The following is a 21,131-nucleotide window of genomic DNA, read 5'->3' as shown; positions in this document are numbered from 1 at the left end:
AATTCATACTTTTTCCTCAGACCTCTTACAGACAACACTTAATCATTACAAGCGTTTAGTTTATCAAGGTAATTACTTGTCATATTTTTGAATATTGTTAAGTACTCTTTCTTAATTTCATTAAGGTTTTTAGATAGTAATGCCTCTTTTTTATAATTAATTTCAGGCATTTCTAGATCGCAATCGCAAACATTTAAAATACTATTAAAACTTTCTAAATTAGAGGTTAAAGCCAAATCATTTTTTGAGATGAGTTGTTCTTTTTTTAGTCTAAGTTCAGCAGCTTTTTTTTTAGCTAACTTTTCTTTTAACTCCGCTTCCTTTAAGTTTAATTCAATTTGCTGCTGCTTAAGTTTTAAACGATCATATTCTAATGCAGCTAGTGCTTCATCTTCCTGTGTTGGTTTTGTGCATATTTCTAACTCGTTAATGACTTTTTTTGCAATATCTCGAGCACGCTTTACATAAAAACGGCCATCTTCAAATGTTTTTGCATTTTCAACTTTGCTTAGTAATTCATGGGCATCAAAAGCATAATTATATGAAGTTTCACAACCACAATCATTTAGTATTTTTTTTGCACGACTAAAGGCTTCAGTTGAACGCTTTGAATAATCTTTTAAATGAGAAATGTTATTAGAATCATAAGCAGATTTCACATGAGAATAAGCGTAGATAGCATCTGAGTGAGCATCTTCACATTTATTTTGCGCATTGGTGCAAATAAAAGTAAGTGAGAATAGAAAAAATAAGTAGTTTTTTTTCATGGCATTTGGGTTAATACATTAAGTAGGTTGAAGCTAATGTAATAAAAAATAGCTATTAAACGTATTTTTTATGCATTTTATCGATAAAGTGTTGTGTTGTGATTACTTTAAAGTAAAACTGTAACTTATACCTGTTTGAATATCAGGGTTATTATTTACTTCAAAGTCTTGTTGTAGATAGAATGTTAAAGATGTTTTTTTAGTGATTGAATAAAGTAGTGACCAGTAGTTGTTATTTCTATATAAATTGGTTACACCATGTCCCCAAGATTTATGCGCATTAGGATGTCTTATTGGAATAGCATACTCTAATTCATCTCTTCTATTCAAGCTGGTTTGCAAATAATAGTCTAAGCCAATAGAATGTGTAGTATTTCCTTTTGAAATGATATTGTATTCAATAATACTTTCTAGGTTTCCTAGGTAATTATTAGTTCCAAAATCAATATTATTACTATTAAAGCTTACAAGTTCTTTTCTTAAAATCCCAGTTCCTAAACCTATTTGAAGATAATGATTATCATTAACATGAATAATCTTAATTGCATTAACCGATAAGCCTAAATCTAGCGAATTATTATATGAAGATAAGTTGTAACCCAAATGCGCTCCAAAATTCATTGAATATGTTTTAGAAACTAAACTGTTTGGATAATAGTAATATGAAGTTTCTAATCCACCGACAAACAAATCATTATTATTTAATTCTAATGTGTTTCCATTTCTATCTGTATACTTTATTAAAGCTTTATTGTAACCAAAGACTTCTCTATCAAATGGATCTGAGCCACCAGCTATTTTTTCATGAAAATTTTCAATAAATCTATCACTGGTTATAATAGAAAATGGAGCTTTCCCTTTAGATAACATAAATAATCTGAGACCAATATTAAGTTCTTGTTTGCCTCCTAAATTCAGGGATGTTTTAAGTCGTAACCCTTTAATTACTCCATCTATTTGTAATTCATAAGATTTTGTGTCAAGAGTTTCTTCATCAAAAAAATATTGTGCCTGATGCCATTCATGTTTCCTTACTTCGTTTCTAACTTCAATATTATTAGGTACGTAGGTTTTTATTTGAGTACCCCAAACATTCCCACTTTCCAAATTTATTTTTAATTGAGTTTTCTTTGTAGGATGAATTTTAAAATTACCTTGAATTCTAGAAAAAAAGACTCCAAAAGGATGTGTTGATAATACACTAGGTTTTGAAATACCATTTTTTAATGTAACGTGGGTAGAATATATTTCCTGGGAATATACAGTTGCACAAAGAATATGAAGCAGAAAAGTAATAAAAGTAATATTCTTCATGCAAGGATTTAGTAATCCATAAAACTACAAAATCTTCGCTATATTTAGAGAAAATAAATCTTATATGAAATCTATTGATATTAACGAGTTTAAAGTTTCGGAAAAAATAAATCTATCAAATATATCGACAACTGTTGATTTAGGAGAAGACAGTAAGATAATAGAAAAAGAGCTTAAAAGGGTTAGAAAAAAACTTGGGAAGTTACAAGATACAATGTATGCTCATGGTAAATATGCAGTGCTTATTTGTATTCAAGGCATGGATACTGCTGGTAAGGATAGTATGATTCGTGAGGTTTTTAAAGATTTTAATACACGAGGTATCATTGTTCATAGTTTTAAGGTGCCAACACCAAAAGAGTTATCTCACGACTATATCTGGAGGCATTATATTGCTTTACCTGAAAGAGGAAAATTTGGAATTTTTAATAGAACACATTATGAGAATGTACTGGTAACTAGAGTACACCCAGAGTACATACTTGGAGAAAATATTCCTTCAGTTAACTCTATTGATGATATTAATGACGATTTCTGGAACCAGCGTTTTGAGCAAATAAACAATTTTGAAAAGCATATAGCAGATAATGGTATTATTATCTTTAAGTTCTTTTTAAACCTATCAAAACAAGAACAAAAAAACAGGTTGCTTAGAAGGCTCAACAAACAAGAAAAAAATTGGAAATTTTCTCCAGGCGATTTAAAAGAACGTAAGCTTTGGGATAAATATAAAGAGTGTTATGAAGATGCAATAAATAGAACATCTAAGGCACATGCGCCTTGGTACACGATTCCAGCTGATGATAAACCGACAGCACGTTATATAGTTGCAAAAATATTATTAGAAACACTTAAAACTTATAAAGATATAAAAGAACCAGAATTGGATGACGATGTAAAAGCAAGCATAGATATTTACAAAGCACAATTAGAAAATGAGTGAAAATTTTAAACTTTTTAAATCAATAAAAGTCTTAATATTAAGATAGTGTCTTAATTAGGTGATTTTTGTTAAGACGTTAATTTTTACAGTTATTCTAAAAATCCAGCTTATGCTGGATTTTTTTTATGAACTCATTACCACTCAATAAGTCTATTAATAGTATATTTAAATAATAAAACAAACAATAAATGAAGCAAGTAATATTATTTTGTGCATTCCTAATTGGAGTAAATTCATATTCTCAGACAGACAAAGAAGTTATTAGAACTATTTATGATTCATCATTATCAAATGGTAAAAGCTATGAGTGGCTAGACCATTTATCAAATCAAATAGGAGGAAGATTATCTGGGTCACTAAATGCAGAAAGAGCAGTACAATGGACTAAAGAAGAATTAGACAAATTAGGATTGGATAAAGTTTGGTTGCAACCAGTAATGGTGCCAAAATGGGTTAGAGGAGCTGCTGAGTATGCATACATCGAAACAAGACCAGGAGAAACAATTAGTGTAAATATTTGTGCTTTGGGAGGTTCGGTTGCTACACCAACACTTGGTATTAAAGCAAGCGTTGTTGAAGTGCAAAGCCTTGAAGAACTAAAAATCCTTGGTCGCGAGAAATTAGAAGGAAAAATTGTATTCTTTAATCGACCTATGGATGAAACACATATCAATACTTTTAATGCTTATGGAGGTTGCGTCGACCAACGTGGTTCAGGAGCTAAAGAAGCAACTAAATATGGCGCTGTAGGAGTTATTGTGAGATCTATGAATTTGCGTCTTGACGATTTTCCGCATACTGGAGGGACAAATTATGGAGATACACCAATTAGTGAGCGTATTCCTGCTGCAGCTATTAGTACCAATCATGCTGAGCTATTGAGCAGTATGATAAAACTTGATAACGATGTAAAGTTTTATTTCAAGCAAAACTGTCAACAATTGCCAGATGTACAATCTTATAATGTCATTGGTGAAATAACAGGAAGTGAATTTCCAAAAGAAATAATTGTTGTTGGAGGTCATTTGGATTCATGGGATTTAGGAGATGGCTCGCATGATGATGGAGCAGGTTGCACACAATCTATGGACGTTGTTAGATTATTAAAGGAGTCAGGAATAAGACCAAAGCGTACTATTAGAATAGTACTTTTTATGAATGAAGAAAATGGTTTAAGAGGAGGACGCAAATATGCAGAAGTAGCCAAACTAAAAGGGGAAAATCATATAGTTGCTTTAGAAAGCGATTCAGGAGGCTTTACACCTAGGGGGTTTTCATTCGATTGTAATGATGAAGATTTTAAACAAGTATTAAGTTGGAAACATTTGTTTGAGCCTTATTTAGTTCATTTTTTTGAACAAGGAGGAAGTGGAGCAGATATTGGGCCTTTAAAAAATGAAGATATAGTTTTGGTCGGATTGCGTCCAGATACTCAGCGTTATTTTGATTATCATCATGCAGCAAATGATACTTTTGATGCTGTTAATAAAAGAGAATTAGAACTAGGAGCAGCTACAATGACAGCTTTAGTTTATCTATATGATAAATATGGAGTGAAATGAATAGCTAATTAATACGACTAAAATACAGTCACAATTTTTTGTGATCATTGATATATATGTTATATGTCTTAAAATTATGCTAAAATTTAAGTAAAAAATTATCGGGTTTTACTTTAAAGTAGCTTATTTAATTCAACATATTGTATCTTTAAGTGTAAAAATTGCGTTTTGGAAAAGCTTAAAAAACATATAGTTTATCCAAAAAAAGACTTTATTCTAATTATTTTTCTTGCCTTGCTTTCAAATGCCTTTGCATTGGAGCAGTACTTTATTGAAGGTGTAGACGTGAAAATTGCTGAAAAGAATTTATTAGAGTTTCCGTCTTTTTTTGACTCTTCATTTGTATTGGATTCTAATCTAGTGCAATCAAAGGATTCTATATTGTATTTTAGAAATTTGGCTGTAGAATATTCTAGTAAGAATGATGTAGATAATGCTATTGTATATATTAAGAAGTATATAGGAGCTACTGCAGATTTATCTTTAATAAACGACCATCTATTTTCAAACATTAATAATGCTGAGAAGTATATAGCATTTAAGCAGAAATACTTGCCAAAATTTAATTTTATGGCAATAATTTACTTTTATGCAGGCTTTTTAGGGATTTTTATTTTTGTAATACTAAATATAAAAAAGGGAGTGGACAGGGTAGGTACCTTTTTAATTAGTCTATTCGTATTATTTAACTCATTGTTTATTTTACATTTAAGCCTGTATATAATTAATTATCAATACCACATACCACAAGCATTGATGATGACTATAACATTTTCCTTTTTATATGGACCATTGCTCTACTTTTATTTTAAGAGGGTTAATTATAATTATAAGTTTAGATTAATAGATATTTTACATTTGATACCATCAATAATTCTTTTGATATCAATTTTGCCTTATTATTTTATGTCTTCATTAGAGAAGTTTAATATTCTATTTGATGGAAGAAAAGAATTGCTTCCAGCTGCTTATACTGTAATTGTTGTTAAAATACTGTCTTTATCTATTTATGCCTTTTTAATTTTAAAAGTGTATCGAAAAAATAAAAAGATTGTAAATAATAAAAATAAAGTGATATTTTGTTGGCAAAGAAATTTATTAACGCTTCACATAATCTATACAATTGCTTATATAATATATGTAGGAGGAGTTGTTAAAATAATTAATTTTCAACCCTTGTATCATTTGCAAATTTTGGTAATGGTGAGTGTGGTATTTTATGTTGCATATATAGCTTACGGACAACCAGAAATTTTTAAAGGAAAGGTAAAACTCTTAGATCCTATTAACTTTTTTAAATATAAAAAATCTGGACTAACACCGTCTTTCTCTTTGGAGTTAAAAGAAAATCTTTTAAGACTTCTCAGCGAAGAGAAAATATATTTGGACAATGATTTGAATTTGGAATCATTATCTGATAAGCTTGGAACAACAAGACATAATACCTCTCAAGTAATTAATGAGCATTTTAACATGAGCTTTTCTGAGCTTATGAATCAATATAGAATAGATGAAGCTACAGAAATCTTAAAGAAAGATGAGTATAATAGTTTAAGTATTATACAGGTAGCATACGAAGTTGGTTTTAATAATAAAGTCTCGTTTAATAAGTCCTTTAAAAAACAATTGTCTCTTACGCCAACACAATACATTAAATCTATAAGAGCGTAAATAAAAAGTAAGTTTTCTTCGGCTTTGGTTAATTCTTATGGGGTTTCCCTACAAACACAGTAATAACAAGTTCTTTTGATATACAATCAATCAAAAAAGCTTGTCGTAATTTTTACACCTTCCATTAAACTTTGTTTTTAATCAATTCTAATTGGAAGAATTTTATTTGAATTAGTCTTCGCTTTACTTCAGGCTTTTTTTGGTTGTAAAACTGAATTAATAACTAAATATTTAATTATGAAAAAAAAATGCAAAGTTGTTTTCTTACTATTGTTTTTAAACATTTCTATTGCTTTTGCGCAACAAAAAACCGTATCAGGAACAGTTTCGGACCAATCGGGAGTTCCTCTTATTGGAGTTAATATTGTTGTAAAAGGCACTACGAATGGAACACAAACAGATTTCGATGGTAAATATTCAATTAATGTAAATGAAGGACAGACCCTTGCATTTACGTACGTAGGACTTAAACCTGTTGAGGTAATAGTAGCATCTTCCAGTACTATAAACGTTACTATGGAAGAAGATGCAGCAGCGTTAGAAGAGGTTGTCGTAATTGGCTACGGTACGCAATCTAAAAGATTATTAACCGATAATGTCGCAAAAATTGACGCTAGTCAAATTGAAGGCGTTTCAACACCTAGTTTTCAAGGTGCCATTGTTGGTAAGGCAGCAGGTGTACAAATCACACAAATTAATGGTAAAGTTGAGGGTGGTGTAAAAACTATTATTAGAGGATTGTCTTCGGTTTCAGCTTCTCAAGAGCCATTATACATAATTGATGGTATTGAAATGAACAATAGAAACACTTCTTCTATTGGAGCAAATTTAAATCCATTATTATCTCTAAATCCAAATGATGTTGCTTCTATAGATATTCTAAAAGATGCTTCAGCAACAGCTATTTATGGAGCAAAGGGGACCAATGGTGTAATTTTAATTACTACTAAAAGAGGAAAACAAGGAGACTCTAAAGTTTCTGTAGATTTTTCGACATCAGTAGGAGAGCCAACCAATAAAAGAAATTGGTTAAATGCAGAACAATATGTTGAGTTATTGAGAGAGTCGGCTTTTAACAGTGGTTTTTTTGCAGATCAAACAGCTTCAGATGCATGGGTAGATGGTCGTTTACCAAGGTATCAAGGTGATGAAGATTGGAGAAATGTAGATACCGATTGGCAAGAAGAAGCTTTTCAAAATAGTATCACTCAGGATATAAATGTATCTGTTTCTGGAGGAAATGAGAAAACAACAAGTTACATTTCTGGAGCTTATAATGATACTGAAGGAATTGTAAGAGGAAACAATTTAAAGCGTTATAGTTTAAGAGCAAATTTGGATCATAAAGTAAGTAGTAAATTTAATGTAGGCCTTAATGCAAATTATTCCAGTACGATTATAGATAGAATCTCAGGTGATAATTCGTTTACTACACCATTACAAGCTATAGCCCAAGTTCCAACATCACCAGTGTATTTAAATAATGGTGATCCAAATGATGGAACACTATATGCAAACTTTTTATTACAAGACAAACATTCTTTTAGAAAAACATCTGTAAGAAGAATTTTGAGTAAGGTTTTTGGTGATTACCAATTCTTACCATCTCTAAGTTTTAGAACTGAGTTTGGATATGATTATTTAAGTCAGACAGTTGACAGAAATACAGGACGACTAGCACCATTTCAATCCACAAATGGGCAAACATTTGCATCTAATGATGGAACTGAAATTATATCAACAAACAACTATTTCACGTTCGACCATACGTTTGGAGAATTATCAGATTTAAATGTTGTAGCTGGTATGACGTATACTAGATTAAAAAACAGAGCAATTTCGGTTACAGGTGATGGATTTCCAACCGACGATTTTAAATCTGTTTCAAGTGCTGCAACAATTTCAGCGGGAACAGGAACATTTACAAATTGGGCGCAAGTATCTTATTTTGCTAGAGCGACTTATAGTTATGATAATAAATATTTATTAAAGGCTTCACTTCGTAATGATGCATCGTCTCGATTTGGTGCAGACCAACGTAATGGATATTTCCCTGCAGCATCAGCTGGATGGATTATCTCGGAAGAAGATTTTTTAAAAGACTCTAATGTAGTTTCAAATTTAAAACTAAGAGGCAGTTGGGGAATAAATGGTAATACACCAGTTTCAAATTTTGGAAGCTTAGGACTTTATGGAGGGACTGCTTATGATGGTGTATCTGGTATTGCTTTTACACAAATTGAAAATCCTAATTTAAAATGGGAAGAAACAGCCCAAACTGATATTGGAATCGATTTCGGATTTCTTAATAACAGAATAAGCGGTGAGATAGATTATTATGTAAAGAAAACTAATGATTTAATATTTAATGAGCGTATTCCGTTTGAAGCTGGAGCTCCAGGTCATGCTATATTAAAAAATGTTGGAAATCTTGAAAACAAAGGATTCGAGTTTGTTTTAAATACTACCAACATTCAAACAGATGATTTAACATGGAAAACCAGTTTTAATATTGCAACCAATAAGAATAAGGTTACTAATTTGCCAAATGGTGCAGACCTTATAACAGGACGAAATATTCTTAGAGAAGGCGAACCTATCAATGCGTTTTATATGGTTGAATATGCTGGTGTTGATCCAGCAAATGGTGATGCCTTATATTACTTGAATACTGAAAATTCTGATGGTTCTTTAGATAAAACGAAAACTAATAATTTTTCTCAAGCGCAACGTATTATTATGGGTAATCCAAACCCAGATCTTATTGGAGGATTGTCAAGTAATTTAACTTATAAAACATTCGATTTTTCGTTTACATTCCAAGGTCAATGGGGAGCAAGTTTATATAACAATGCTGGACAGTATCAAGAGACAGGTTTTGGTAATGGTTTGGATAATCAGGATGTATATGTTTTCAAAAACAGATGGCAAAACCCTGGAGATGTTACAGATGTACCACAAGCAAGGTTATTTAATAACAATGGTCATTCTGCTAGTTCTAGATATTTACAAGATGCCGATTTTATAAGACTTAGAAATATAACATTAGGGTATTCATTACCACAGAGTGTTTTAGATAATATCGGTTTTAGTAAAGTAAGAGTGTATTTAGCTGGTTTAAATCTAATTACCATTACAGATTATAGAGGCTATGACCCAGAATCATCGAATGATGATGCCAATACAAATACTAATGTAGGTAATACATTCTATTCGGCACCGCCAGCAAAGACATTTACACTCGGAGTTAATTTAACCTTTTAAAAATACGTTATGAAAAATATAAAATATTTAATTATTGTTTTATGTTCGTTTTGCATCGTTTCATGTGAAAGCGAATTAGATATAGAGCCACAACAAAGTGTTAGTGAAGATGTTGCAACGGCAACTGCTGATAATATTGAAGCAATCCTAGTTGGTGCTTATGCAACTGGAAGAGGAAATTATGATGGAGATATAGCAAACATAAGTGTGCTATTTGGTAATACTGATCAAGTTGAGTGGAACGGAACTTTTGCTAATCTAAGAGATGTTTATTTTAAGCAAATGATAAATAATAATGGATCTGCAAATACTATTTATGGCAACTACTATTTACTCTTTGGAGATGTTAATACAGTTTTAGCAAATTTGGATAAGTTTACTGATCTTGATAGAAAAGATCGTGTTGAAGGTGAGGCTAAATTTTTAAGAGGTCTTGCTTATTTTGATATGGCTCGTCTTTTTGGACAGCAGTATAATTCAGCTGGAGGAAATACTCAAGAGGCAGTTCCAATAGTATTAGATCCGCCAAATGTTACAAGGCAAGTTGCTAGAAATACAGTTGAAGAAGTTTATGCTCGTGTTATAAGCGATCTAACGGATGCTTATGCTATTTTACCTGACGATAATGGTAATAGGGCAGATAAATACGCAGCTCAAGCATTATTAGCAAGAGTTTATTTACAACAAGGCAATTATAGTGCGGCAAGAGACGCGGCTCATGATGTTATTGAAAATAGTGGACATACTTTAATGCCTACGTTTAGTGCTGTTTTTGATTCAGATGATAATACATCAGAAACTATTTTTTCTTGGGTAATTACTACGCAAGAAGGTGTTAATAGACACGTTCAGCATTTTGCAACTCAAGCTTTAGGTGGTAGAGGAGGAGATATTTCTATAACACCAGCATATTTAAGCAAATTCGATTCTCCATTAGATGAACGAGGAAACTTCTATTACACGGATGCAGGATTAACATTAAGTTCAAAGTATGTTCGTCAATATGCCAATACTGAGCAAGTACGATTAGCTGAGATGCATTTAATTAGAGCTGAATGTAATTTTAGAGAAAGCACCTCATTAGGCTTAGATCCTTTAGTAGAGATTAATACGTTAAGAGCTAGATCTTCTGCGCCAGCTTTAGGAGCATTAACATTGGATTTAATACTAAACGAAAGAGAATTAGAATTAGGGTTAGAAGGATTTGTATTACATGATTATAAGCGTACTCAACGTGATATTGGTGGAATGCCTTATAACGACAACAAGTTGATTTTTCCAATACCACAATCAGCAAGAGATAGAAACCCATTGTTAAGTCAAAACCCTGATTACTAAAATAAATTTAAACTAAGAATAATTTTTATAGCTATGAATTAAGAAAAAGGTTGGTGCCAATTTTTATTGGTTCTTAATTCGGTGAACCCCTTCAAGTATATTCTTGAAGGGGTTTTACTTTATTTAGTTTTTTATTGATAACTTTATGAACTAATTAAAACGACTTAAATGAAAATAAAATCATCTCTACTTATAGTATGTTTATTAATAGTGGACCTTATAAGTGCACAAACGGAAAAGCTACCATATTATGAAATTCCTGATTATCCTTCCGAATATAATGAAGGCACTGTCGTTGCAAGATTGATAGATGGATTAGGGTTTAGATACTATTGGGCAACTGAAGGTTTAAGAGCTGAAGATTTGGAGTTTAAGCCAAGTGCAGAAGGTAGAACTACAGATGAAACTATTGATCATATTTATGGATTGACAAAAACTATTATTAATTCAGCATTAAAAAAACCAAATATACCTATAGAAGAACCTAAAATGACTTTTGCCGAAAAAAGAGCTAAGACTTTAAACTTATTAAAACAAGCCGCTGATATTTTTCGTGAAAGTAATGATTTATCAGAATTTACTATGGTATTTCAAAGAGGATCAAATACAACTGAATACCCTTTTTGGAATCAAATTAATGGCCCAATATCTGATGCATTATGGCATGTAGGGCAAGTGATTACACACAGACGTACTTCGGGTAATCCATTTAATTCTAAAGTAAGTGTGCTAGCAGGAAAAGTTAGAGATTAGTTTGTTTTTATGTATAAAACATTTTAATGTTATATATTATATTTAAGCAAGATAGTTAACTCTAAATCTTATTATTACGTGGTTTTAAGTTTGAAAAGACCAACTAGTAGGTTATCATCTTAAAAAACATGTATATGAATAAAACAGCGTTAGTCACTGGTGCTGCTACGGGATTAGGATTAGAGTTAGCATTACTGTTAGCAAAAGACTCTTTTAATCTAATTTTAATTGATATTGACGCTGTTAATCTTGAAAAAGCTAAATTACAAATTACTAGTTTACATGATATAGAAGTTATTCTATTAGTGAAAGATTTATGTCTACCAAATATAGCAGAAGATATCTTTGCTGAAATGAGTTCGCCTATTGATGTTTTAATAAACAATGCAGGTTTTGGACTATTTGGTTCTTTTTCGAATACAGATTGGAATCGTGAAATGGAGATGTTGCAACTGCATGTTATTACTACTACACAACTAACAAAGCTATTACTGCCAGACATGATTGAAAGAGGGTCGGGTAAAATATTAAACTTATCTTCACTTGCGGCCTTTCAACCAGGGCCTTTAATGTCTTTATACTATGCTTCAAAGGCCTATATTTTATCTTTTTCAGAAGCTATTGCAAATGAACTTAAAGGTACAGGAGTTACTGTAACAGCATTGTGTCCTGGGCCAACAAGAACATCATTTCAATCAACTGTTTCAGATTCATCTGCGGATAATAAAATTGGATTTAATATGGCTTGTCCAAAACAAGTTGCATTATATGGTTATAAAGCAATGCACAAAGGAAGAATTGTTGCAATACCTGGAATGTTTAATAAGTTTTTATCAATATTACCACGCGTTTTTACCAGAAAAAGAGCAACTTCTATTGTTAGAATAATTCAAGAAAAAAACAGAAATGATTAACTACATATAGGATTAAGCCAATAATTTTAATGGTATTTCAAAGAGAAGCTATTTAGCCAGAATTAAATAAAGAGAGTAACAACAAAGCTTTGTTATGTTTTGTATAGATAATTACTTATGTTCCTTTTTGGAAATCCGCTTAACTCTAAAGCTAGTATAATTAAATTAAAAATTGGTTTGTTTAAGTGTTTTAACAACTTTGTAAGTTAAGCCTAAAAATACACCAAAACAGAATGTAAAAGTCCAAGCTTCGAAATGTTGATTTGGATTACTTATTATCTCCCATATATTATTAATTAATAAATCTGGATGCTGTAAAATATCCCAAGAATTAAATCTTAAAAAACGACCTAAATACATTCCAAATCCAGTTAAGAAGAAAACAAATAAAAATAAAAAGTTGGTTTTCTTAATACTTATGAATTTTCTCAACAGAGTTTCCATATCCAAAAGTGTTAAGTGAAAAAGTACCAATCCATTTATAGTAAATGATGTTACCATTAAAATATCCAACCATAAAAATGTGCTTGTACTTCTTTTAAAATGCAATAAATCAGTGATTATATAAGGTGCATTCGGCAAGAACAATAGCCAAATTGTGAAATAGGCAAGTAACTTTGTTTTGGTTATTCTAGTTTTGCTTTTAAGATATAATGTCATGCAAAATGGAATAAAAGCTAAGAACAAATTCCACACTAAAAATAAGTAGTAAAACGATTGGTTTAGCTTTACTCTAAGTAAGAGTAGAAATCCGCTTAGCATCATTGACAATGCCATGTAAGTTAGTAACTGAAATCTAGAATTTATGAGTGTTTTTAAATTTGTCATGGTTTAATTTCTTTTCTATTATTATAGTAGTCACGATGCCTAAAGTATAAGCTACTAGATCTGTCACATGAAACGTACTGCCGAAAACAATTTTTGCAGCCTTATTGTCTTGTAAATTCACCAATTCCAATAATGGTGTTAGTTGTAGAAACTCTACAATAAAAGCAATACAAAGGACTATTAAGCCTAAAGTAGTTGGCTTAATGTCTATAAAACTTTTAAAGAGACAATACAGCATAATGACCACCAGAAAATCACCAAACGTATGACGAATGAAGCCGCTTTTTAAGAAATAAGCGATGCATGCTTCTATAGCAAATAGCATTAAGAATAGTATGAAATATGTTTTTGAGAATTTCATTTTATTTCAACCTTTTCTTTTGAAAACCATACCCAAGATTGTGTAGTTGTAATATACGCAGATACATAAAAACTTAAAACAAAAACATCAAACGAAGATTTATAAATACTATATAAGCAGAACCCAAATGCTATTATTGTATATATTGGGAAGTAAGTTTTAAAAATTCTTTGCTTACTATAGTTATCGTTCTCTAAAAACCAAAATATTGGGCAGATAGTGATTAAAATGGTTAGTGCACAAATTATATATATTGGAATTAATGAAAGAAAAATATATGGTACCATATCCAAGTCAAAAGTATCGGATAAAATAATCATCCAAAATATTGAAGCAGCTAAAAGTGATGATTTCCCAATATTACCTAGAATATGCATTTGTTATTTTTTATTAGCAGTTGCTTTTAATTTAAAATTAGAATAGGTGTATTCTTGCCAATTTCTATTATTAACTGTATTTACATAATCACGATGCTTAATGAAAATCCTATTATCTTGTTCTGTATTGAGGTTATTTGACTCTCTATATTTATTAAGTAAAACAGCATTGTTATCTGATAAGTTGATGAGGTAATTTAAGTCTAATGAAGGCGCATGATTAATGTTGTATTTTGTGATGGAATAATCCCAATCAATTATGCTAAAAAGTATAAGAAGCCCAAATGCTATTCGTGTATTTATTCTCAATAAAAACCAGAAATTCTTAACCTTAGAAACTTTTAATAATGTTGTGATTAAGCCAATAAGAGTTAGAAATAGATAAATGTTAACTCCTATTCGCTTGTAGGTTAGTCCAAATAAAGCAATATAATTATAGTTTTTTGTGGCTATTAAAATGACAAGCACTGCATTTAAGAAAATCCAAGTATAAGACAATTTTTTCAACATTTTATTATCCTTGAAAAAGTTGATGTCTCCTCTGAAAAAATAGAGTATTATTACAATTGCAATGACAATTGAAGCTATTAATGTATTTATTCCGCTATGAACTTGACTAGAAAGGACTGAAGCGTGAGTTGAATTAATAGTATTTAATGAAATAATATCTGTAGCTAAATAGAAAACAATAAGTAAATTAAGTAGTAATAATAGTATAGTGCCTAATTGTTTCTCTTTTTTTAGTGCTTCAATTGAAAATGTTTCAGATTGATGTAATGTGTTACCAGTTTGTAAATCTATATTAGTTACTGAATCTACTTGAACAGGATTAAATATATTGCTAAATAAATAATAGCCTAATACTGTAAATAGTAGCCATTGCAGATTAATAAAATCGAAATTAATTTTTGATATTATATCGTTAAAAATAGGGTTGCCATTTTTATATAGCACTATAAAACCAATAATAAATACCAAAGGAATACCAATGAGCTTACTTAAATGTAAAACATCTATTGTCTTTTTTTGTGTGTGTCCTTTTTTTATGTTTTGCTTTATAAATCTTCTGTGAAAATAACCTACAATACTTGTGTAAATGCCATTATACCATTGCACATAAATGGATGATTTAGATTCCGTTACACTTCCAATCAAGGTCAAAAAGGCTATGATGTTTGCTAGTATTGACAAATTAGTGTATTGAATAAATACTAAAGCTGCTGTAAACAAGTAAATGAATATGTATAATAGGGCAGTTTTATTTTTGAATTTATGTGTATTGCTAACTGCTAGTATTATTACGGTTAATACACTAAAAATTGAAATGTTCAATCCAATTTGTTGATTGTAGAATAAAGTACTAAATAAGATGGATGAGATAATTATTATTATGTGTTTCATGTTGTTTATACTAGATTTTACTTTGAATTTCAAAGTTGATTGATAAATTTTTTATTCTTGTATAGCTTTTTTATAAACCATACATTTCAGCGAGGTCACTAACACCTAAAGTAAACCACATAATGATTATAAATAGAATTGTTTTTATTCCAAATGGAACGGTGAAGTTAAATCTCTTTTTAAAAAAAACCTTAGTAGGAGGAAAGAATACAATTGAGAAAGTTATGTAAATGATTCCTGGAACTGGATGAACCTTAAGTATATTCATTATACCAATAGTCAATAAAATTAAACCAAATAGTAGGCTAATTACTTCTAAGACGTTTAATTTTTTCATTATTTTTTCTGTTTATTAATAATACGTTCTAAAGCATTGATGTGGTCTTTAAACGCTATTGTTCCAATTTTGGAGGCACTATAGCGCGTGTTTGGTTTTCTGCCAATAAATTGCTTTTCAATACTTATGAAGTGCTCTTTTTCCAAGGCTTTTAAATGGCTCGCTAAATTGCCATCAGTAACATCAAGCAATTCTTTAAGTGTATTAAAATCGGCATACTCATTAACCATTAAAATAGACATAATGCCTAATCTAATACGATGATCGAATGCTTTATTTATGTTTGTTAGTAAGCTCATATTACTTCCTGTATAACCAAGGAATCTCTTTTAGTTTAACTTCCTGCTAAAGGCGTTCCAAAAATGCCAACAGCCAATTCTGCCCAAATCAATAATAATAATGCAAGAGTAATTACAATTAGAGCTATTCGGTTTTCTTTTGTTTTTACTTTTCTCATTACAAATTCGCATACTAACCCTGTTCCTGTAAGTAATACGCCAGCTATTATAAAGTCAGATAAAGTCCAATGTACCTCATTAGTAAACTGCATGGCTACCCATGGCATTAAAAGTATAAATGCTATTGATGTGAAAATATAAGTGAGTCGTTTATTTTGTATCATGATTCTCAATTTATATTATTTTCTATCGTATTTAAAATGCATTAAAGCTCCATAAATAATATGGCATACTCCAAAGCCCAAAGCCCAAAAGAATAAACCATACCCTAAAAACCAAACGGATGCTAAACCAATAAGTATCATCGTAATTCCAAAATATCGAATGTATCCTAATGTGTATTTACTGGCGTTAACTAATGCAAGACCATAAAAAACAAGAGTTAATGGTGCTACAAATGCATAGATTTCTTTTTCAATTAAAAAAAGTATAAAGAACCCTCCAGTTGCTAAAGGAATTAAAAAATTAATTAATAAACGTTTAGAGGCAGAATTCCAAAAACTTTCATTCTGGGTTTTTGCTTTTCTCCAACTTAAATAAACTCCAGTAATTATTGATAACATAACTACAGCAAATGCTATAACAACAATATTTATGATATCCTTTCCATCTATTATCAATGTTCTATAACCATCGTCTGAGATTACATTATCTCTATAAATTATAGTATATCCTAGGTAAGCTCCAATAAGTGCATAAATACCAGCTAGTATTCCTGATAAACCGCTAAGCGACATAAATCGTGATGATTTATTCATAAGATGTTTAATCTCATTAATGTCTTGTAAATAGTCTTTTGATTTCATATAAAAGTACTTTGAATTACAAAGTAAATAAAACTAATTCATATCTACAACTAATATTTTGTTAAATAAATTAATATCCTATCGCAGCACCTTCTGGTCTTGAAGAATCTGAAGCACCAATAATTAGATTATTTTGTGCATCGAAGGTAATTCCCATTAAAGCACCTAAACCTCCTGTGGCACGTAGAGTGTGTCCCATGGCTTCTAAAGCTTTTCGAGTATCTGGCGACATTAAATGACGCTCATAGGTAAGTACATCTGGCGACCATTGATGATGAATTTTCATTGCTTCAATAGCTTTGTCAATGCGCATATCGAATTCTAAAACATTTAGAGTCGTTTGGAAAACTGTATTAATAATGGTTCGCCCTCCTGGACTTCCTATAATTAAATAGGGCTTACCGTTTTTAGCGACAATAGTTGGTGTCATACTTGACAACATACGTTTTTGTGGAGCTACTAAATTGGGCTTTGTGCCAATTTGACTTCCAGAAGTTGTGACACCTGGAACTGGATTAAAATCGCCCATTTCATTATTAAAAATAAATCCAAGATCTTTAGACCCCATTTTAACACCATAACTATTTTCGAGTGTATAGGTCATAGAAATAGCATTACCATCTTTGTCAATTACCGAAAGGTGAGTCGTATTTTTCCCGTCATAAATTTGACCAAATTTTGATGAATCACTAACGGAAGCTCTTTCCATATTTAAGTTTTCAAAGCGATTTTTCGCATGTTCTTTAGATAGTAGTTTATCTATAGGCATATTTGGATTAAAATCGGGATCACCTAAGTGTTCGGCTCTATCAGCATAAGCGCGACGCATAGCTTCGGCAACCACATGTACATATTCAGTTGAATTAAACTCTATATTTTCCCAATCTACCAACTCCATGGTATTCATCATTTGAATAAGGGTTGCTCCACCAGAACTAGGAGGTGGCATACCATATATATCATAGCCTTTGTAAGTTCCTTTTACTGGTTTACGCTCAATAGCATCATATTTTTCTAAGTCTTCGGTAGTAATAATACCACCATTTTCCTTCATATAACTTTCAATCTTTTTGGCAACTTTACCTTTGTAAAACCCATCACGACCTTTATCTCTAATTTGTTTAAGTGTATTAGCTAACGCTTGCTGTTTCCAAATTTCATTAGGTTGTGTGACTTCCCCATTTTCATTGTTAAAATAAGAAGCCATAAAAGGATATTCATCAGCCATATTACTAAAATTCATAGCAGCTCCATATAGATTCCAATTAAAAGAGAATCCTTTTTCTGCTAAATCTACAGCTGGTTGTACTAAATCTTTCCACGGAAGCTTACCGTATTTTTGATGTGCTAAATATAATCCTGCAACTGTACCAGGAACACCAACAGCTAACAAACCTCTATGATTACTATTATCTTTTATATTTCCATTTTCATCTAAAAACATGGTTTCTGATGAAGCCAAAGGTGCTTTTTCTCTAAAATCAATAGTTGTGGTTTCTCCTCCTTCACTATTTAAGAAAACTATAAAACCACCGCCACCAATATTGCCAGCAGTTGGATGTGTTACAGCTAATGAAAAAGCGGTTGCAATTGCGGCATCTATAGCGTTTCCACCTTGTTTAAGAACATCAACACCTTTTTGTGAGGCTATTTTACTAGCTGAAACTACCATACCATTTTTGGCGTATGTTTGAGCTTCAAATTGTGAAGTTGTTAGTAAAAAAACAAAAGTTAAAAAAGAGAATAGGAACTGCTTGAAATGTAATTTCATTTTGAATATTGTTTGTGAAAAATAATAATGCATTAAAGTTAGACTTTTTTAAATACTAATAAAGAAATGTTGTATTGAAGCTTAATTTATTTTAAAGCCTAATACAGGATTTAAGTTTACATAAAGTGTAAGTATATCGTTGGTATTATTATTGTGGTAGATAATTGCGTTATAAGAGTCTTCTTTGTTTTTAATAACCTTTAGGCTTTTAATATACTTATCTCCAGAAAGTTTATAAAAAAGATTATCCTTTTTGTTCTTTTTATTAAAATTTAAAATTATTCGTCGCTCTGATACTTTTATACTACCTTTTTGTTGTTCATTTAAAACTAAATTACTATTGAAGTAATGCGGGTAGAAAATAGGTTTCTCATAGAACGATTTTATATTTATCGTTTTAGTTAATAATTGCCATTTTTTTAGTTCGGGATAATGAGAAGTAATAAAATGTTCTGGTTTAGTAAAGAAGAAAAAGTCATTAAAATCATTAATCCAGTTTCCAGAAATATCATCTATAAAACCATTTCCCCAGCCAACATCTACCAATTCCCACTTACCGTCTATTTTTATAGCATTCCAAGCATGGTTCTTTGTTTTTTTATAGGAGTTGATTTCTGAAGGACGAACTTTTGCAATACCTTTTACTATTATAGATTCTAAGTTTAATAAATCACACAACTCTACAAACATAGCGCTATAACCTTCACAAAGTGCTTTTTTTGTCATTAATGCCATTTTTACTTTACGTTTTAAACGTGCTTTCATTTGTCTTTCATAATCTCTTTCAGAGAAATACATATAAGTATTAAAGACTTTAGGCTTTTTTGTGGTTTCTATATCATAGTTTATATTAGTTGCAATCCAAGTGTATGCAGCTCTTGCTTTTGTAGCTTCAGTTTTAAAATCGTTTTTAATTCTTTTACTTAAAGTTTCTAAGTTTGAATATGATGGGTAATTCCTTACAATTTTATCAACTAATTCGTAGTTTTGAGAGAATGCTGTAGTGCAAATAAAAAAGAAAACACAGATTATATTACGCATATAGTAAATATAATAAAAAACAAATTGAAACCAGTAGAAGATTACATATTGCGTCAAGAAGAACCTTATCAATCTATTATTCTATATGTTAGAAGTGTTATTCTTAAAACTTTGCCTGAAGTTAAAGAACGGTATAGCTATAAGATTCCCTTTTACAATGTGGATAAAAAACCAATGTTGTATTTAAATATCTTAAAGGGAACCAATTTTGTAGATGTAGCTTTTGTGCAAGGAATTTTATTAGAAAAGGATTTTCCAATTTTAAAAGATTATAATAATAGAAAACAAGTGCGATCTATTCAAGTTAAGTCCTTAGAAGAGTTTGATGAGTTAGAGTTTGTTAATTTATTAAAAGCTGCAGTTAATTCAATTAAAAAAAGCAAGAAAGCTTGGTTTATCTAAGTTAAATTATTGACTGTTTTTCTAATAGCAACAAGGTTGGTTAAAAGTTTTTCTAAATTATCTAAATGTAACATATTTGCACCATCACTTTTCGCATTAGCAGGATCGAAATGTGTCTCTATAAATAATCCATCTACATTGTTAACAATACCAGCTCTTGCAATTGTTTCAATCATATCTGGTCGACCTCCAGTAACACCTATGCTTTGATTTGGTTGTTGCAAAGAATGCGTAACATCCAAAACTGTAGGTGCATATTGACGCATGGTAGGGATGCCTCTAAAGTCAACAATCATATCTTGATAACCAAACATAGTACCTCGATCTGTAATCCACGCTTTATTGTTTCCAGCATCTTTTACTTTTTGTACTGCATGTTTCATTGCTTCAGGACTCATAAACTGCCCCTTTTTAAGGTTGACTACTTTACCTGTTTTGGCAGCAGCTACTACTAAATCTGTTTGACGAACTAAAAAGGCTGGAATTTGTAACACATCAACATATTTTGCTGCCATGTTTGCATCTGATACTTCATGAATATCTGTAACTGTTGGAACATCAAATTTATCAGAAACTTTTTTCAAAATTTCAAGTGCTTTTTCATCGCCAATTCCTGTGAAACTATCAATGCGACTTCTATTAGCTTTTTTAAAACTGCCTTTAAAAATAAAGGGTATTTTCAATTTATTGGTAATTTCAAGAATACGTTCAGCAATTTTTATTGCCATATCTTCACTTTCAATAGCACAAGGTCCAGCTAAAAGGAAAAAATTATTTGAATCCGTGTTTTTTATTTTTGGGATGTCTTGAAGCGTCATTTACT

Annotated in this window: 21 protein-coding genes; 8 read left to right on the top strand and 13 right to left on the bottom strand. The window is 30.7% G+C overall.

Going from position 1 to position 21,131, the window contains the following annotated elements; translation table 11 throughout:
* Positions 1–38: 38 nt before the first annotated feature.
* Positions 39–767 carry a hypothetical protein gene (locus ABGB03_RS10275; RefSeq protein ID WP_347922425.1) on the bottom strand — a complete coding sequence of 243 codons (729 nt, stop codon included), beginning with the start codon at positions 765–767 and terminating at the stop codon, positions 39–41.
* Positions 768–869: 102 nt separating this feature from the next.
* Positions 870–2,081, bottom strand: a complete 1,212-nt coding sequence (locus ABGB03_RS10270) for a hypothetical protein (RefSeq protein ID WP_347922424.1) — start codon at positions 2,079–2,081, stop codon at positions 870–872.
* Between the two features lie 64 nt (positions 2,082–2,145).
* Between ABGB03_RS10270 and ABGB03_RS10265 the strand changes: the two genes are divergently transcribed.
* The 7 genes from ABGB03_RS10265 to ABGB03_RS10235 all read left to right on the top strand — a co-directional run bounded on the left by ABGB03_RS10265 (position 2,146) and on the right by ABGB03_RS10235 (position 12,526).
* Positions 2,146–3,024 carry a PPK2 family polyphosphate kinase gene (locus tag ABGB03_RS10265; protein ID WP_347922423.1) on the top strand — a complete coding sequence of 293 codons (879 nt, stop codon included), beginning with the start codon at positions 2,146–2,148 and terminating at the stop codon, positions 3,022–3,024.
* 188 nt (positions 3,025–3,212) lie between these two features.
* Positions 3,213–4,586: a M20/M25/M40 family metallo-hydrolase gene (locus ABGB03_RS10260; RefSeq protein WP_347922422.1), complete on the top strand. Its 1,374-nt coding sequence runs from the start codon at positions 3,213–3,215 to the stop codon at positions 4,584–4,586.
* 168 nt (positions 4,587–4,754) lie between these two features.
* Complete coding sequence (locus tag ABGB03_RS10255; protein WP_347922421.1) at positions 4,755–6,257, top strand: AraC family transcriptional regulator; 1,503 nt, start codon at positions 4,755–4,757, stop codon at positions 6,255–6,257.
* A gap of 237 nt (positions 6,258–6,494) precedes the next feature.
* A complete protein-coding gene (locus ABGB03_RS10250; RefSeq protein ID WP_347922420.1) occupies positions 6,495–9,521 on the top strand; it encodes a TonB-dependent receptor in 3,027 nt (1,008 codons plus the stop codon).
* Between the two features lie 9 nt (positions 9,522–9,530).
* A complete protein-coding gene (locus tag ABGB03_RS10245; RefSeq protein WP_347922419.1) occupies positions 9,531–10,859 on the top strand; it encodes a RagB/SusD family nutrient uptake outer membrane protein in 1,329 nt (442 codons plus the stop codon).
* A 168-nt stretch (positions 10,860–11,027) separates the two neighbouring features.
* Positions 11,028–11,612 carry a hypothetical protein gene (locus ABGB03_RS10240; RefSeq protein ID WP_347922418.1) on the top strand — a complete coding sequence of 195 codons (585 nt, stop codon included), beginning with the start codon at positions 11,028–11,030 and terminating at the stop codon, positions 11,610–11,612.
* A 134-nt stretch (positions 11,613–11,746) separates the two neighbouring features.
* Positions 11,747–12,526 carry an SDR family NAD(P)-dependent oxidoreductase gene (locus ABGB03_RS10235; RefSeq protein ID WP_347922417.1) on the top strand — a complete coding sequence of 260 codons (780 nt, stop codon included), beginning with the start codon at positions 11,747–11,749 and terminating at the stop codon, positions 12,524–12,526.
* A 165-nt stretch (positions 12,527–12,691) separates the two neighbouring features.
* Here the strand turns inward: ABGB03_RS10235 and ABGB03_RS10230 are convergent, their stop codons facing one another.
* The 10 genes from ABGB03_RS10230 to ABGB03_RS10185 all read right to left on the bottom strand — a co-directional run bounded on the left by ABGB03_RS10230 (position 12,692) and on the right by ABGB03_RS10185 (position 19,906).
* Positions 12,692–13,354: a DUF1361 domain-containing protein gene (locus ABGB03_RS10230; protein ID WP_347922416.1), complete on the bottom strand. Its 663-nt coding sequence runs from the start codon at positions 13,352–13,354 to the stop codon at positions 12,692–12,694.
* Positions 13,323–13,715 (bottom strand): DUF2809 domain-containing protein, encoded by a 393-nt coding sequence (locus tag ABGB03_RS10225; RefSeq protein ID WP_347922415.1) that lies wholly within the window; start codon positions 13,713–13,715, stop codon positions 13,323–13,325. The genes ABGB03_RS10230 and ABGB03_RS10225 overlap by 32 nt, the downstream gene beginning before the upstream one ends.
* On the bottom strand, positions 13,712–14,092 hold the full coding sequence (locus ABGB03_RS10220) for a hypothetical protein (RefSeq protein ID WP_347922414.1): 381 nt from the start codon (positions 14,090–14,092) through the stop codon (positions 13,712–13,714). The genes ABGB03_RS10225 and ABGB03_RS10220 overlap by 4 nt, the downstream gene beginning before the upstream one ends.
* Positions 14,093–14,095: 3 nt before the next feature.
* Positions 14,096–15,493, bottom strand: coding sequence for a DUF4173 domain-containing protein (locus ABGB03_RS10215; RefSeq protein ID WP_347922413.1), 1,398 nt, complete (start codon positions 15,491–15,493; stop codon positions 14,096–14,098).
* Positions 15,494–15,563: 70 nt separating this feature from the next.
* Positions 15,564–15,830 carry a hypothetical protein gene (locus ABGB03_RS10210; RefSeq protein ID WP_347922412.1) on the bottom strand — a complete coding sequence of 89 codons (267 nt, stop codon included), beginning with the start codon at positions 15,828–15,830 and terminating at the stop codon, positions 15,564–15,566.
* On the bottom strand, positions 15,830–16,129 hold the full coding sequence (locus ABGB03_RS10205; protein ID WP_347922411.1) for a transcriptional regulator: 300 nt from the start codon (positions 16,127–16,129) through the stop codon (positions 15,830–15,832). The genes ABGB03_RS10210 and ABGB03_RS10205 overlap by 1 nt, the downstream gene beginning before the upstream one ends.
* A gap of 35 nt (positions 16,130–16,164) precedes the next feature.
* Positions 16,165–16,452 (bottom strand): hypothetical protein, encoded by a 288-nt coding sequence (locus ABGB03_RS10200; RefSeq protein WP_347922410.1) that lies wholly within the window; start codon positions 16,450–16,452, stop codon positions 16,165–16,167.
* 15 nt (positions 16,453–16,467) lie between these two features.
* On the bottom strand, positions 16,468–17,094 hold the full coding sequence (locus ABGB03_RS10195) for a hypothetical protein (RefSeq protein ID WP_347922409.1): 627 nt from the start codon (positions 17,092–17,094) through the stop codon (positions 16,468–16,470).
* A gap of 70 nt (positions 17,095–17,164) precedes the next feature.
* Entirely contained in the window at positions 17,165–18,865 is a 1,701-nt protein-coding gene (ggt, locus tag ABGB03_RS10190; protein WP_347922408.1) for a gamma-glutamyltransferase, read from the bottom strand.
* A gap of 81 nt (positions 18,866–18,946) precedes the next feature.
* A complete protein-coding gene (locus ABGB03_RS10185) occupies positions 18,947–19,906 on the bottom strand; it encodes a transglutaminase domain-containing protein (RefSeq protein WP_347922407.1) in 960 nt (319 codons plus the stop codon).
* A 24-nt stretch (positions 19,907–19,930) separates the two neighbouring features.
* Here ABGB03_RS10185 and ABGB03_RS10180 point away from each other — a divergent pair, with 24 nt between their 5' ends.
* Complete coding sequence (locus tag ABGB03_RS10180) at positions 19,931–20,308, top strand: DUF1801 domain-containing protein (protein WP_347922406.1); 378 nt, start codon at positions 19,931–19,933, stop codon at positions 20,306–20,308.
* Here the strand turns inward: ABGB03_RS10180 and kdsA are convergent.
* Complete coding sequence (gene kdsA, locus ABGB03_RS10175) at positions 20,305–21,126, bottom strand: 3-deoxy-8-phosphooctulonate synthase (RefSeq protein WP_347922405.1); 822 nt, start codon at positions 21,124–21,126, stop codon at positions 20,305–20,307. The genes ABGB03_RS10180 and kdsA overlap by 4 nt on opposite strands.
* Between the last annotated feature and the right edge of the window lie 5 nt (positions 21,127–21,131).

The organism is Pontimicrobium sp. SW4 (assembly GCF_039954625.1).
Taxonomy (GTDB): domain Bacteria; phylum Bacteroidota; class Bacteroidia; order Flavobacteriales; family Flavobacteriaceae; genus Pontimicrobium.
The sequence above is the reverse complement of the archived record's forward strand: the minus strand, read 5'-3'. Positions and strand labels throughout refer to the sequence as shown.

Coding starts and splice junctions, on each gene's coding strand:
- ABGB03_RS10275 (WP_347922425.1), bottom strand. CDS start 767: ATGAAAAAAAACTACTTATTTTTTCTATTCTCACTTACTTTTATTTGC.
- ABGB03_RS10270 (WP_347922424.1), bottom strand. CDS start 2,081: ATGAAGAATATTACTTTTATTACTTTTCTGCTTCATATTCTTTGTGCA.
- ABGB03_RS10265 (WP_347922423.1), top strand. CDS start 2,146: ATGAAATCTATTGATATTAACGAGTTTAAAGTTTCGGAAAAAATAAAT.
- ABGB03_RS10260 (WP_347922422.1), top strand. CDS start 3,213: ATGAAGCAAGTAATATTATTTTGTGCATTCCTAATTGGAGTAAATTCA.
- ABGB03_RS10250 (WP_347922420.1), top strand. CDS start 6,495: ATGAAAAAAAAATGCAAAGTTGTTTTCTTACTATTGTTTTTAAACATT.
- ABGB03_RS10245 (WP_347922419.1), top strand. CDS start 9,531: ATGAAAAATATAAAATATTTAATTATTGTTTTATGTTCGTTTTGCATC.
- ABGB03_RS10240 (WP_347922418.1), top strand. CDS start 11,028: ATGAAAATAAAATCATCTCTACTTATAGTATGTTTATTAATAGTGGAC.
- ABGB03_RS10235 (WP_347922417.1), top strand. CDS start 11,747: ATGAATAAAACAGCGTTAGTCACTGGTGCTGCTACGGGATTAGGATTA.
- ABGB03_RS10230 (WP_347922416.1), bottom strand. CDS start 13,354: ATGACAAATTTAAAAACACTCATAAATTCTAGATTTCAGTTACTAACT.
- ABGB03_RS10225 (WP_347922415.1), bottom strand. CDS start 13,715: ATGAAATTCTCAAAAACATATTTCATACTATTCTTAATGCTATTTGCT.
- ABGB03_RS10220 (WP_347922414.1), bottom strand. CDS start 14,092: ATGCATATTCTAGGTAATATTGGGAAATCATCACTTTTAGCTGCTTCA.
- ABGB03_RS10215 (WP_347922413.1), bottom strand. CDS start 15,493: ATGAAACACATAATAATAATTATCTCATCCATCTTATTTAGTACTTTA.
- ABGB03_RS10210 (WP_347922412.1), bottom strand. CDS start 15,830: ATGAAAAAATTAAACGTCTTAGAAGTAATTAGCCTACTATTTGGTTTA.
- ABGB03_RS10205 (WP_347922411.1), bottom strand. CDS start 16,129: ATGAGCTTACTAACAAACATAAATAAAGCATTCGATCATCGTATTAGA.
- ABGB03_RS10200 (WP_347922410.1), bottom strand. CDS start 16,452: ATGATACAAAATAAACGACTCACTTATATTTTCACATCAATAGCATTT.
- ABGB03_RS10195 (WP_347922409.1), bottom strand. CDS start 17,094: ATGAAATCAAAAGACTATTTACAAGACATTAATGAGATTAAACATCTT.
- ggt (WP_347922408.1), bottom strand. CDS start 18,865: ATGAAATTACATTTCAAGCAGTTCCTATTCTCTTTTTTAACTTTTGTT.
- ABGB03_RS10185 (WP_347922407.1), bottom strand. CDS start 19,906: ATGCGTAATATAATCTGTGTTTTCTTTTTTATTTGCACTACAGCATTC.
- kdsA (WP_347922405.1), bottom strand. CDS start 21,126: ATGACGCTTCAAGACATCCCAAAAATAAAAAACACGGATTCAAATAAT.